Origin of the sequence: Streptomyces sp. NPDC051636, from assembly GCF_044453765.1 — a bacterium.
In the GTDB taxonomy this organism is placed as follows: domain Bacteria; phylum Actinomycetota; class Actinomycetes; order Streptomycetales; family Streptomycetaceae; genus Streptomyces.
On the sequence record NZ_JBITDA010000001.1, the window covers coordinates 39,503 to 52,304 of the forward strand.

Consider the following 12,802-nt stretch of genomic DNA (forward strand, 5'->3'; position numbering starts at 1 on the left):
GGGCGGTCAAGGGGCTTTGGTCGTGCGGGAGTTCATCGTCGAGGCCGACGGCGGGTCGCGGGGCAACCCCGGCCCGGCGGGTTACGGGGCCGTGGTCAGCGACGCGGCGACGGGGGAGACCCTGGCCGAGGCGGCGGAGTACCTCGGCATCGCCACCAACAACGTGGCCGAGTACCGGGGTCTCCTCGCCGGCCTGCGCGCCGCCCACGCCCTCGACCCCACCGCCCGGGTGCACGTCCGCATGGACTCCAAGCTCGTCATCGAGCAGATGTCGGGCCGCTGGAAGATCAAACACCCCGACATGAAGCCGCTGGCGGCGGAGGCGGCCCGGGCCTTCCCACCCGGCCAGGTCACCTACGAGTGGATCCCCCGCGAACGGAACAAGCACGCGGACCGCTTGGCCAACGAGGCGATGGACGCGGGCAAGCGGGGCGAACAGTGGTCACCGTCCACCTCGACCGCCGACCTGGACAGCTCCCTTCGGCCTGAGCCGCAGACCCCGCCCGGCGACCCGGCGGCGGGCGCGGCACGGGCACGTGCGGCGCTGGCGGCGGGGCGTGACGGGGGTGGGGACGCGCGGTCGCCGTCCGAGGACGCGACGGAGGCCGACGCGCGGGTCGCCCGCACGATCGCCTCCGGGGGTCCGGCCGGGGATCCGGGCGGCTCGGGTTCCGGCGCTCCGGTCCCGGGCTCGGGTGTCCCGGCCGCTGGTCCCGGCGGCCCGGATCCGGACTCCGGTGTCCCGGTCCCGGGGGATCCCGCTGCCGCTTCCCGTGCTTCCGCCCCGGGTTCGGGCGCTCCCGGCAGGCCCGTCCCGGGCACGCCCTCTGCAGCCCCTGCCAGACCCGGCGTCGGCTGGGCCGCCCCCGCCGATCTCGGGGCTCCCGCCACCTTCGTGCTCCTGCGGCACGGGGAGACCCCGCTGACCCCGCAGAAGCGGTTCTCCGGCAGTGGCGGTACCGATCCCTCCCTCTCCGATGTCGGGCGGGAGCAGGCCGAGCGGGTCGCGGCCATGCTCGCCCGGCGGGGGACGATCCAGGCCGTCGTCGCCTCACCCCTCGCCCGTACCCGAGAGACGGCGGGCATCGTCGCCGCGCGGCTCGGGCTGGACGTCACGATCGACGACGGGCTGCGGGAGACGGACTTCGGCGCCTGGGAGGGGCTCACCTTCGGTGAGGTGCGCGAGCGCTACCCGGACGACCTGAACGCCTGGCTCGCCGACCCGGAGGCCGCGCCCACCGGCGGCGGCGAGAGCTTCGCGGCGACCGCCACCCGGATCGCGGCCACCCGGGACAAGCTGGTCGCGGCGTACGCGGGCCGCACGGTCCTGCTCGTCACGCACGTCACCCCGATCAAGACCTTCGTACGCCTCGCCCTCGGCGCCCCGCCCGAGTCCCTGTTCCGCATGGAACTGTCGGCGGCCTCGCTGTCTGCGGTGGCGTACTACGCGGACGGCAACGCGAGCGTACGGCTGTTCAACGACACGTCCCACCTGCGTCCCTGAGCCCGGCGGCGGCCCGCGCCAGCGCCTCGACCCGCGCCCAGTCCCGCGCGGCGACGGCGTCCGCCGGGACCATCCAACTCCCGCCCACACAGCCGACGTTGGGCAGGGACAGATACTCCGCGGCGTTCTCCGGCCCGATCCCGCCCGTGGGGCAGAACCGGGCCTGCGGAAGCGGACCGGCCAGCGACCGCAGATACGCCGTACCGCCCGCCGCCTGCGCCGGGAAGAACTTCATCTCCCGCACCCCGCGCTCAAGGAGCGCCACCACTTCGGAGGCCGTGGACACCCCCGGCAGGAACGGCACCCCCGAGGCCCGCATCGCCCCCAGCAGTACGTCCGTCCAGCCGGGACTGACCAGGAACCGGGCGCCCGCCGCAACGCACTGCGTGACCTGACCCGGCGCCAGCACCGTCCCCGCCCCGACCACCGCGTCCGGCAGCGCGCCGGCGATCGCCCGGATCGCCTCCAACGCGGCCGGCGTCCGCAGCGTCACCTCGATCGCGGGCAGCCCCCCGGCCACCAGCGCCCGCGCCAGCGGTACGGCGTCGGCGGCGTCCGACACGACCACCACGGGCACGACGGGCGCGAGATCCAGCACGGAGACAGCCGGAGAGGAGGACAGCGGTGAGGTCATGCGCTCATCGTGCCCGGGGGGTGCAGTACACGCAAAGGTCGTTGCGCATACTGCAATGCTCTGCTGGAGCCCCCTCTCAGTGGACCTCCGTCACCAGCACGTCCAGCGCCCACGCCCTCCCCGCCCCCGCGGCCGCCTGCGCCTCCACCTCGTACCCCAGGTCCCGCAGCGCCTCCACCAGCTCCGCCGGGTCCGCGGGAGCCGTGCCGGCCGACAGCAGGCTGCGCACGATCCGGCCCTTCGTCGCCTTGTTGAAGTGGCTGACCACCTTCCGGGTCGGCGCGTGCAGCACCCGTACGGTCGCGGTCCGCCCGGCGACCTCGCCCTTCGGCTTCCAGGCGGCCGCGTAGGCGGCGGACCGCAGGTCCAGCACCAGCCGGTCCCCGGCCGCCTCCGGCAGCACCGACGCCATCGGCACACGCCAGTACGCGCCGAGCGCGCCCAGCCCGGGCAGCTTCACGCCCATCGGGCAACGGTAGGAAGGGATCCGGTCCGTCACCCGGACCGCGCCCCACAGCCCGGAGAAGACCAGCAGCGAACGGGCGGCACGCCTCTTCGCGGCGGCGTCGAGGGAGGCCAGGTCGAGGGCGTCGTACAGGACCCCCGTGTAGATCTCGCCCGCGGGCCGGGCCCCGGCGGTGCGCAGCCCGGCGTTCTTGGCGACCTCACCGCGCAGCCCCTCGCTCAGCCCGAGCACCTCGCGCGCCTTCTCCTCGTCGCCGCTGCACAGCTCGACCAGCTCGCCGAGCACGGCCTCGCGGGCCGCGTTCAGCCCTGGCAGGGACAGGGACTCCAGCTTCAGCGGGGCGCCACGACCGGAGGACGCCTTGCCTTCGGAGGGCGGCAGCAGGACAAGCACGGGGACTCCTTCTCTCACACTCCCGGCCAGCGTACGGGGTGCCGCCTCACCGCCCCGCGTGAGCTTCAGGGCAGGGCCGAACGCGGGGTGTCACCGTCCCGAACCAGAGCTCGGAGGGCTTCCGGGCCGAACTGATCGAGGGGGAGATCGTCGCTCGTGGATGCCCTGCGACGGCGTTGCCATGGTCCTCGATGTGACGTCCCCCAGGCCCAGGGCCGACCGCGAGACCAAACGCCGGTGCTACCGGGTCACGCTGTTCAGTGACCCGGAGAACGACGACTACCGCGAGCTCTGCACCCGCCCGTACGGCAGGCCCCTCACCCTTACGGAGCCCTTCGGCTTCGAGCTCGAGACGGCGGACTTCCTCTGAGGCGGCGGACCGAACCGCTCGTCCCGCCCGGTAACATGGTCGACACGGCAGACGAGCCGGGCGGACGGCCGCGTGGAGCCCCCAGGGGGCTTCCCGAGGAACGTCCGGGCTCCACAGGGCAGGGTGGTGGCTAACGGCCACCCGGGGTGACCCGCGGGACAGTGCCACAGAAAACAAACCGCCCGGCGCTCAGGCGCTGGGTAAGGGTGAAACGGTGGTGTAAGAGACCACCAGTGCCCAGGGTGACCTGGGCAGCTAGGTAAACCCCACCCGGAGCAAGGTCAAAAGGAGCGCCGTGAAAAGCGCTCTGCGCGGACGTCCGAGGGCTGCCCGCCCGAGTCCGCGGGTAGACCGCACGAGGCCGGCGGCAACGCCGGTCCTAGATGGATGGCCGTCGCCCCGGGGCCCGCGAGGACCCTGGGGAACAGAACCCGGCGTACAGCCCGGCTCGTCCTGTCGCACCCCTCCGGCCCAGGTCAGAGGGGGTGTCCACTCTGCCATTCGGCTCCGGGGTCGAATCGGGGTCGAATTGGGTGGGCAGACCGTTCCACGGGTCAACTCACCCTCGCGCCACGATGGTTCGCCTCGTTGCGTCGAAGAGTCTTGCACTTGCGGTGCGGTCGGTGTCAAGTCCCGCATCGACGTCATGCGGCCGCGCGGTCGATGCCCTCGGCCCGCTGCTGGGTGCCGAGCTGCGCTTGCGCGATGCCGGGTCCGCCGGCGCCGAAGAGCCCGCTGAAGGTGTCCACCTTCACGCCCTGCACAGCCACAGGCGGGTGCGCGTAGGTGTCCCACGTCTCGGAGAACTCGGCGTGCCGGGAGAGCGCCTGGACCGTCTTCGGGTCGTACTTGCCATCTGCCCCCAAGCGGCTCGTGTAGAAGTGCTTGAGGTCGTGGAACCGAGTGCCCTCGGGCAGCCCGGCCAGCTCGACGGCCGCGCGCCACTTGTCATTGAAGTGGCTGCGCGACAGCGGCCGACCGGTCCGGGTCGTGACGATCAGCCCTTCGTCAGGTGGCGGTACGTAGCCGCGCTGTTTCCGCTTCTGCAGCGCCTCCTTGGAAACCGGAGCCGGACCTCTGAAATGAGACAAGTGCTCCGAAAGGCGCTCGATAAGGAAGTGATCGACGGGCAGCGTGGCGTAGCTCGCCTTGGTCTTCAGCTTCACCTTCTTGCCCCGCTGCCGCTGCTCCTCGACGTAGAGCAGGTCATGATCCCACACGACTGAGGTCTCCTTGAGGCCAAAAGCCTCGCCCTCGCGCAGTCCAGCGCAGGCTGCAATCCACACGAGGATTTCGTAACGAGGCTCGACCTGCCGCATGGCGAGAGCCAGTCTCGCGACTTGCTCAGGGGACAGCGCAACCTTTTCCCGCTCTTCGATCTCCGGAAGCTCGATACGGGAAACGATGTTCGCCGGCAGGGGTACATCCTCATCGATCATATAGTTCACGAGGATGCGCCACGTCTTATAAATCTGGTGGACGTAGTACGCGGACTCGATGCCGGGCTTGCCGATGAGGTGATCGACGAGCGCCATGGTGTCCCGGCGCTTCAGCGTCTTGGCGACGCGTGAGCCAAGGAACGGAACGATGTGGACCCGGAGATGTGTCTCGTAGGTGCCGGTCGTGTTTTCGTTCTTGTTCTTCTTTTTCTTGCGCTCGATGAACTCGTCTGCGAACGCTTTGACCTTCTGGCTTCCGATATCCGGGTCCACCCATGTGCCGCTGCGGATGCTTACCCGCACCTCGTCCAGGTGGTCACGCGCTTCCTGCCACGTGTCGAACATGGGCCGTCTAGGCTTGCCGTTCGGGTCGGTGTAACGAGCCTGCCACTGCTGTCCCCGGCCGTGGTCGGCCGATGGGTACAGTGGATTCTTCTTCGTGCCGCACTTGCACGGCTTGTCTCCTGTTTTCGGGTACTTCTTGTGCCATCGGTCAAATGGCGCGTCGGACTCGGCCATGTGCCCCTTCCGTATGGTGAGTACAGCTTTCCTCGACCCGCGGTCCTACAGTTCGGCCGGCTTCGGGGGTCGTGCAAGCTCTCCCCTCTTGATGCGCTCAAAAAGGTCGTTCACCTGCCTCTCGCTGTAGCGCACCCTGCTGCCATTCCTGTTTCCTCTCCGGTTGTCACCTGGTCCGGGTTGGTAATACGGGCCAAGAGGGTAGGCGCGCAGCAGACCCCGATTAGTCCACCTGCGCCGAGTTGAGGGTGAAATACCCAGGCGGTGTTCCACCTCACGGGGCATCATATAGCGGTCATCGAAAACAGAAGAACCGGTTTCCGGTGCTTTTTCTTTTCTGGTCATCAAGGCGCCGAAACCTGCATCTCGCGCCGAATCGGAGTCGAATATTCCGCATGCGCGTGCCCTGTCTCCAGCAAGGCTGTCCTCCCCCAATGAGCGTGCAGCCGACCCGTCGATGGCGGCGGGCGAGGCTTCGCGCGTGAGCGAAGAGCGCACCAGAGCCAGTCATCTACGGGTGTTTATGACCTGTTCTCAGGTTAGCTCACGCGTCCGCGAGGCGGCAGTGTCATATTGACAGGGGAATCCGCTTTGCGGGGTTATGTCGTAAACATGTGTTACTGGTAGGGGGGCGGCGGGGCCTGGGGGCGCTCGGTCGCCCGCGTAGAAGCGCTCCGCGCGAAATCGCCGCAGATTGCCTCGAACCGCGGCCGGTGCCCTGTGCGGCAGTCGGGATTCCGTGAATGTGGCGGCAGCTATCGGCGCCCAGCGTCCGGCCGGGATGACGGAGCCGTAGGCGCACCTATGGCGCGCGCCAAGGTCTCGCTCCGGTTCGGACCGGTGACCTGTGGGTGTGTTGACTATCCGAAGCTCTTGGGGGAGGAGCCCCGGAAGTCGGCGATGCTCGCGATCTTCGGCGAGACGACGATCCCGATGGCCACCACTCAGGTGTGCGAGAGGTCATTGGGCGGCTCGGCCGGCTCGGTCGGCGGCGGCTCCGGAGATGCCGCCCCCGTCGCCGTCACCAGGGACCGTTGCTTCGGCGCGGGTCTGGCGGCGGGGAACAAGGGCTCCTGCCAGAAGGCGCGGCCCACCGCCGGTGAGAGGGGAGCGGTAGCAGTCGTCACCCATTCCTCCGTGCCGTGTCGCTGGTGGGGTTGACACAAGGGCCAACCCCCTCACACGGCGACGGAACGTCGGGATCGCCTGATCTGTTACACCTCGACGTCGTAGCCGACGACGCGAGGGCCCGCCTCGGCGGCGCGTATGGCCAGCGGCAGTTCCACGTAGCCTTGGCCGGCGACGACAACATCCATGACCACTCCGATCTGGGTAAGGAGCACTGCTGTGCCCCTGGTTTCTGTGGTGATGCCGGTACACAATTCGGCGGCCACGCTCGGGCCCTCAGTCCGGTCGGTGCTGGCGCAGACCCACACCGACCTCGAACTGCTGATCACCGACGATGCGTCCTCGGACGATTCGATGGACCTGCTGAGAGAGCTGGCCCGGAAGGACGAGCGGGTGTTGCCGGAGGCAGCGGCCCGGCAGGGGGGCGCGGCCCAGGCCCGAAACCTGGCCATCGCGCGGGCCCGGGGCGACTACATTGCCTTCCTCGACAGCGACGACATGTGGCTCCCGACGAAGCTGGAGAAGCAGCTCGCCTTCGCCGCGACGGCCGCGACGCCCCTGACGTTCACCTCCTACTACAAGGTCGACGCCCTGTACGCGGGCGAGGCCGCCGACTTCGTCCCGAACGGGCGGGTGGTGTGGGCGCCGGAGCGCGTGGACTACCGCGCGATGCTGGTCCATGACCACATCGGCGCCCTGACCGCCATGTACGACCGCAGGGTGGTCGGGGCGAGGCTGATGCCGGACATGCCGAAGAGGCAGGACTACGCGCTCTGGTTGTCGATCATGCGGGATGGGACTCCCGCGCGGGCGCTGCGGGAACCGTTGGCGGTGTACCGGGCGCAGCGGGCCGGGTCGCTCTCGTCGAACAAGCTGTCGCTCGTCCCGTACAACTGGAACCTCTACCGCCAGCACGAACATCTCTCGGTGTTGCGGTCGGCTCGGGCTCTGGCCGGGGCAGCATGGCACTCGGTGCGGAAATCGCGCATCTAGCACCCGAAGCGCCTGACCAGGGGGCTGCGGCTGGCTATCCGAAAAGTCCCTTCTGCTGCGGCGGCCTCGTCGGTGTTGGGTACTTCAGCAGGTGCCTGTCGGTGCCGGATGCTGCGGCGGCACGACTTCTGCGCCGGGTGGGAACGCCTCGCGCTCCGGCGTCTCACCGAGGCCGCCAAGGACAGCGTGTGCGGCGGCACGGGCGAGCACTGCCTGGGCTCCGGCGGTTAGGCCGAGGCGGTTCCAGTGGAAGATCACGTGGTAGGCGAGGACGCGCCGTATGCCTCGCTCCAGTTCACCCGCGCGGGCACCAGCACCGAGGTCAGCCCCGGCCTGGCGGAATGCCTCTCCCCACCGGGCGGCGAACGCGCCAGGCCCGCCGTCTCGGAAGAGGGCCCCAGCCGGTTCGGTGTCGGCGAGGAGAAGCTGCCGGATGTTGTTCCCCATCCGGGGCAGCCAGTCCTCTGGCAGGTCGTTTGGGAGCGCGCGCTCTTGGCTGACCTGCTCCCAGACATCGCCCATCTCGTACCACTCCAGTCCGGCGGCGTGGAACATGGTGGTGCACAGCAGCACGGATAGTTCACGCCGGCCGAGCGGCCAGGGCTGGTCCGTGGCGTGGTCGAGGATGGCGCGGCTGTCGGCATGGAACAGGGCGTGTGCGGCGGCCATCGCGCCGTGGCCGCCGAACGCAGGGACTTCGGGCTCGTACAGGCCCCGCCACCACCGCTTGATCTCTCCGCTGGATGTGAGGGCGTCCAGAGCGGCGATGACCATCGCAGGGGAATCGCCTCGGCGGGGGTCGTGGTGGATGCGCAGCCGCCAGCACGGGTACTTGCGGATGAACCACCATGCCGCGCCGTTCGACTCCGCTTCGTGGAGGGCGGGTGCGAGGTGTAGGGCAGCGACAGTCTCGGCGGTGGACCAGTCGTCGAACTCGATGTATGCCTGCCAGCATGTCCGGGCGGTCTGCTGGTGCAGGGCGTCTCGGCCCGCCTGCCGGTACAACGCGACGGCGGTCGTCAGCTCAGCGGGGTCGAGGCCAGCGCTGCTGGCTGCGTCGGTGATGGCTGTCCCGGTGAGAACTCGCATGACGGCGGATTCGACCCGGCCGGGGTCCGGTTGGTGCAGGGGGCTGCGGTCGCGGGAGGTCAGTCGATCAGCAGGCATGTGTCCCATCCGGATACGGGTGGCTGTTTTGTCGTGTGGGTGGCCACGGCGAGCCCTGTGCCGGCGGCGCCGTTGAGGAAACCCTCACCGCTGCGAGAGTCGGCGTGCGAAGTCAACTGCTGGCCGAGGGTGGGCAGGAGCGGGGCCAGGCGCGGGGTGACGGCGTCCTGGGCGGCGCGCCAGACGGTCTGGTAGACCCCTGCCCAGCCGTGGCACAGGCCAGCGTCGGTGATCTGCTGGAGTTGGGCGGGGTCCGTGAGACAGTCGGCGAGGGCCTGTTCGTAGCCGCGCTGCTGCTCCTCGTCGCCGAGTGCGAGGGAGGCGAGCTGTCCGGCGCGGGCGATGCCGGGTGTGCCGTAGCACCAGCTCGGCCGTGCCGCACGCCGCTGTCCCGGCTGCCCTGCGGTGATCTCCGGGAGAGTGATCGTCTCCGGCCACCATGCACCGGTGGGCCCGGCCTGCTGCCACCGCTTCAGCCATCCGGTGATCGTCTGGATGGCGTCGAGGTGACCGGGCACAATCAGGCGCCGGCGGGCCGCCTGGGAGAGCAGCAGCAGCGGGCCGGTGATGCCGTGTGCCACCCCCAGGTTCAGGTGGTGCGGTCCGTGGTATGCGCCGTCGTGCCAGCGCGTTCCGTGGCCGACCCACCAGCCGGGTAGCTGCTGCCCGTGGTGCTCAACAGGGCGGGTCAGCGCCACGACGTACGTCAGGACGTGCTCCAGCGCTGTACTGTCTGGCTGGGTGCGCAGCAGCAGCGCTCCGATCCCGGTGAGCCCGTACAACAGGTCGTACTCGTGGAAGCGCGTGGGCTGCCCGGAGGCGATGCGGGTCAGGGCGCTGTCGGCTCGTTGGTGGGCGATGTCACGGACGTGTCGGTCGAGGGTCTCGCGGGCGACCTGGTAGCGCTCGGGCGGGTCGGCGGCGGCGTGCAGGACGAACGCGACCGCTGGTGCCCCGAGGAACAGGCCCGCGGTCAGGCTGCCGTTCAGGTCGTGGGCGGAGGCGCGGGCGATCCAGGCGTGTGCCGCCTTCCAACTGCCATGGCCGGTTCGGGCGCGTTCGATGTGGAGCAGCGCGGTCCCGGCTGCCCCGATGTCGAGACTCTGGGTGGCCCAGGCCGGCTCGTCCTCCGTGGCGGTGTCGGCCGTGGTCATGAGGGGTTCCGGACGGTCCAGGCCAGCGCGCAGTCCCGCGCGAGGCGCTCGGTGGTCTGTTCTCGGGCGGGGTCGGCGGCGACAGCGCGCAGGTGGTGCCCGTGCAGCAGTGACCGCAGCACCGTCGCGGGGGCGCTGCCCTGTTCGGCGAGTGCGTCCCGGTAGGCGGCGAGGGTGTCGGCACGGTGCTGCCAGGCGTCAGCGACGAGAGCGCCGCCGGGCAGCCTGTGCAGGGCTGGTGACGTTCCGCCGGAGCCGACCAGGCGCAGGGTGGCCTGACGCAGCTCCGGATCGACGAGGCCGGTATGGCGCGGCAGTACCGCAGACAGCAGGCGCATCCCGTCGTCCGGGGTGGGGGCCAGCGCCGTGGCGAGATTGACCATGCTCACCGCCGCGAGGGCCTGCGCCGGGACGTCGGCAGTCTCGGCGGCGCGGATCTGGGCGAGTGCGGCCGTGGCATCGGCGGCGAACACCGTGTGGGCGGCCAAGAGTGCCGGACCGTGCCCGTACCGGCCGGTCTGGGGCTGGTAGCCCGCCAGGTGGAGGTCTGATAGGAGACGCTGGCGGTGCAGGCGCGCCGCCCATGCGCCGATCCTGCGCGCGGCGTGACGGCGTCGCCGGTGAGGCATCTGGAGGAAGAGGTCTAGGCGTTGGTCGGCGTCGGGGCGTGCGGTGTCCTTGAACCGCTGGAACCACCACTGGGTTTCGGACCCAAGGTCATCGATGAGGGTGGGCAGGTGCTGAGTCAGGATCTCGTCCCAACGGTCCGGGTGTCCGAGCAGCTGCGCGTGCAGGACGCTGCTGTTCCACGGGAGTTGCACGGAGCCGGCAGTGGTGACCGGCCTCGATGCCAGGGCGTTGCCGGTTCCCAGTGTCGGCTGGTAGCGGAACGCGAGGAGGACTTCGTGGGGTCGGCCGATCCAGCCGAACGCTTTTGGCGCGGGGGCGCGTCGCAGCTCCACGGGGCCGGTGGCGCGGGCGAGCCGCGAGCGCAGCAACTGCCGGTCCAGGGGGTGGGTGAGATCGAGCGGGAGACGTTGTTCGATCTCCACGACCGCGACGTGGTCAGGCATCTTCCAACGGGCCTGCCAGCGGGTCAGGGCCTGATCCCATTCCTTGGCCGGAGCCATAGCGCCGGGTAGCGCATCTGGGGGCAGGAGCCAGCGGGGCTGGGCCAGGAGTGTGCGCCGGTAGCGGACGCCGGGAAGGTAGGGCAGGCGGGCGGCGGCGCCGAAGTCGAAGCCGGTGTAGACCGGGCAGCGGGCCCCGGTCAGTTCGGCGAGGAACCGGGCGAGCGGTGGTGTGTGCTTGCCCGCCTCCAGCGCGTGCAGGACCCGCGGCTCCAGCTTGCGGCCGGTGGACAGGTGAAGCAGGTGGAACCCGCGGGCGTCGATGGTCACGCCCAGGTCCGCCAGTTCGATGACGGCGTCGCCAGGCGAACGGTGCTCGCCGAGCGGTATGACCTCGGGCAGGAGAAGGCCACAGCGGACCAGCATGTCGTCGCGTCGGCGACGCGGCGCGAAGGACAGCTGCACCGCAGTTGCGTCCGGCCCCGTCCGGAGGCTGTCCACCCAGTGGCGCCGCTCGTCCTCGGTGAGGAGATGGGCGAAGCGTCCGGCCATGCTGCTGGCCGGGCGCGGGGCCCCGGTGATGGCGAGGTCGAAACGGCCTCGGTCCACGTCGGCGAGGGTTGGTGCGTGGACCTCCAGGCATAGCTCGACACGTCCGGGCGGCAGCGGCTCGTCCTGCGCATCCGCAAGGTCGGCGATGAGGGCGTCCGTCACGTGTATCTCGTCGCTGGCGTCCGCCATGGCCTGCTGGACCAAGGCCAGGAGCTTGTCGTCGCGGCTCGTCGCCGGGCGCTGTGCGCTGCGCCGGGCGGAGCCGAGGAAGTCGGCAGGCTGGCCGAGACCGCTGTCGGCGAGCAGATCCAGCACGGGGACGACCGCGCCGACGCCGTATCGGGCGCGGAACCGCGCGAAGTAGTCGCGCCAGCGCGCCGGCCCGTAGGGGTGCGCGGACAGACGGACCAGAGCAGCGGCTGCGGCTTCGGCCTCCCGGATCACCGCCTCGGGCAATTGCACTTCGGCGTCCAGGCGCACGTCGGCCATGACGGGCACGGTGTCACCTTCATGCACTGCGCGCATCCGCTCTACCAGTGCCAGAGCATCTGCCTGGGGCTGAGCGAGCGCGTGCCGCACGTGTTCCAGCTCGGCGGTCAGGGCGGCGACTTCGGGAAGTTCACCGGCATGGGCCTCACCCAGGACTGCGCACACGTGGTGCAGGGCGTCCGCGCTCGTCATTGGAGGCCACAAGGCTGTCACCAGGAACTGCTGCTCGACCAGACCCATGAGCAGGGCATCCAGCCGCGCCTGCCGCACCGACGGGTAGCGCGCGGCCAGCGTGGCACGCAGCTCGGCGTACGGTACCGGCTTGGTAGCCGCCTCCAGCGCGAGTATGACCGGTCCCGTGGCGCGCACGGACACTTCGACCGGAGGCATCAGCAGCTCGTCACCGCCCGCCGGGACACCGGGTACCACGACGCGGTTTCCGCGCACCGTAGCGGTGTTGTTGGCCAGCAACGGCAGCCGCTCCACCAGCCGGGGTTCCCGTTCCAGCTTGGCGACGATGCTCGCGAGCCAGGCTCCGTCCGCACGCAGCAGCCGCGCGTGCCGCTGCCTCCACACCACCCCCGCCGTACGGCCGACCTCCACCCCCGTGATGCCCGCGAACAGACCGAACGGCGTGGCGCGTCGCTGCCACCGCGCCAGGTAGGCGGCGAGCGTGAGCACCAGACGCCGAATCCGCTTCTGGTTCCCCGCCCCCTGAAGCACCCGGTGGACCTCTGGCCCAAGCACCGGGCTGGCCAACACCATTGCCTCACGGATCTGCGGAATGCTCCACACTTCTGCCAACCATTCCCTGGCCCGCGCGACGGCATCCTCGGCGGCCAGATCCGGCCCGGTCGGAACCTCCAGATCGCACGGGTAGGTGCCAGCGCGCAGCATCGCCGCGCCGGCCCAGCGGTAGACCGG

The 12,802-nt window shown here is 70.3% G+C and carries 10 protein-coding genes and 1 other RNA gene; 5 read left to right on the plus strand and 6 right to left on the minus strand.

Going from position 1 to position 12,802, the window contains the following annotated elements:
* Positions 1-22: 22 nt before the first annotated feature.
* On the plus strand, positions 23-1,504 hold the full coding sequence (locus tag ACIBBH_RS00215) for a bifunctional RNase H/acid phosphatase (protein ID WP_399400304.1): 1,482 nt from the start codon (positions 23-25) through the stop codon (positions 1,502-1,504).
* Here the strand turns inward: ACIBBH_RS00215 and eda are convergent.
* Together eda and yaaA are read right to left on the minus strand one after the other, a co-directional pair.
* Entirely contained in the window at positions 1,476-2,138 is a 663-nt protein-coding gene (gene eda / locus ACIBBH_RS00220; RefSeq protein WP_399400306.1) for a bifunctional 4-hydroxy-2-oxoglutarate aldolase/2-dehydro-3-deoxy-phosphogluconate aldolase, read from the minus strand. The two genes, ACIBBH_RS00215 and eda, sit on opposite strands and share 29 nt — an antisense overlap.
* Positions 2,139-2,214: 76 nt before the next feature.
* Entirely contained in the window at positions 2,215-2,997 is a 783-nt protein-coding gene (gene yaaA, locus ACIBBH_RS00225; protein ID WP_399400308.1) for a peroxide stress protein YaaA, read from the minus strand.
* A 193-nt stretch (positions 2,998-3,190) separates the two neighbouring features.
* Between yaaA and ACIBBH_RS00230 the strand changes: the two genes are divergently transcribed.
* Both ACIBBH_RS00230 and rnpB read left to right on the plus strand, forming a co-directional pair.
* The gene (locus ACIBBH_RS00230) at positions 3,191-3,367 is read left to right on the plus strand and encodes a hypothetical protein (protein ID WP_399400310.1); all 177 of its coding nucleotides are present in this window, start codon (positions 3,191-3,193) and stop codon (positions 3,365-3,367) included.
* A gap of 52 nt (positions 3,368-3,419) precedes the next feature.
* Positions 3,420-3,822: RNase P RNA component class A (rnpB, locus tag ACIBBH_RS00235), an RNA gene on the plus strand.
* A gap of 189 nt (positions 3,823-4,011) precedes the next feature.
* Here the strand turns inward: rnpB and ACIBBH_RS00240 are convergent.
* Entirely contained in the window at positions 4,012-5,325 is a 1,314-nt protein-coding gene (locus ACIBBH_RS00240; protein WP_399400312.1) for a tyrosine-type recombinase/integrase, read from the minus strand.
* Between the two features lie 873 nt (positions 5,326-6,198).
* Here ACIBBH_RS00240 and ACIBBH_RS00245 point away from each other — a divergent pair.
* On the plus strand, positions 6,199-6,486 hold the full coding sequence (locus tag ACIBBH_RS00245; RefSeq protein ID WP_399400314.1) for a hypothetical protein: 288 nt from the start codon (positions 6,199-6,201) through the stop codon (positions 6,484-6,486).
* Positions 6,487-6,672: 186 nt separating this feature from the next.
* Positions 6,673-7,446, plus strand: coding sequence for a glycosyltransferase family 2 protein (locus ACIBBH_RS00250; RefSeq protein ID WP_399400316.1), 774 nt, complete (start codon positions 6,673-6,675; stop codon positions 7,444-7,446).
* A gap of 84 nt (positions 7,447-7,530) precedes the next feature.
* Here the strand turns inward: ACIBBH_RS00250 and ACIBBH_RS00255 are convergent, their stop codons facing one another.
* From ACIBBH_RS00255 to ACIBBH_RS00265, 3 genes are read right to left on the minus strand one after another with little or no spacing between them, the layout of a single operon-like run.
* Positions 7,531-8,613: a thiopeptide-type bacteriocin biosynthesis protein gene (locus ACIBBH_RS00255; protein WP_399400318.1), complete on the minus strand. Its 1,083-nt coding sequence runs from the start codon at positions 8,611-8,613 to the stop codon at positions 7,531-7,533.
* Positions 8,595-9,767 (minus strand): lanthionine synthetase C family protein, encoded by a 1,173-nt coding sequence (locus ACIBBH_RS00260; RefSeq protein ID WP_399400320.1) that lies wholly within the window; start codon positions 9,765-9,767, stop codon positions 8,595-8,597. The genes ACIBBH_RS00255 and ACIBBH_RS00260 overlap by 19 nt, the downstream gene beginning before the upstream one ends.
* A complete protein-coding gene (locus tag ACIBBH_RS00265) occupies positions 9,764-12,775 on the minus strand; it encodes a lantibiotic dehydratase (RefSeq protein WP_399401444.1) in 3,012 nt (1,003 codons plus the stop codon). The genes ACIBBH_RS00260 and ACIBBH_RS00265 overlap by 4 nt, the downstream gene beginning before the upstream one ends.
* Between the last annotated feature and the right edge of the window lie 27 nt (positions 12,776-12,802).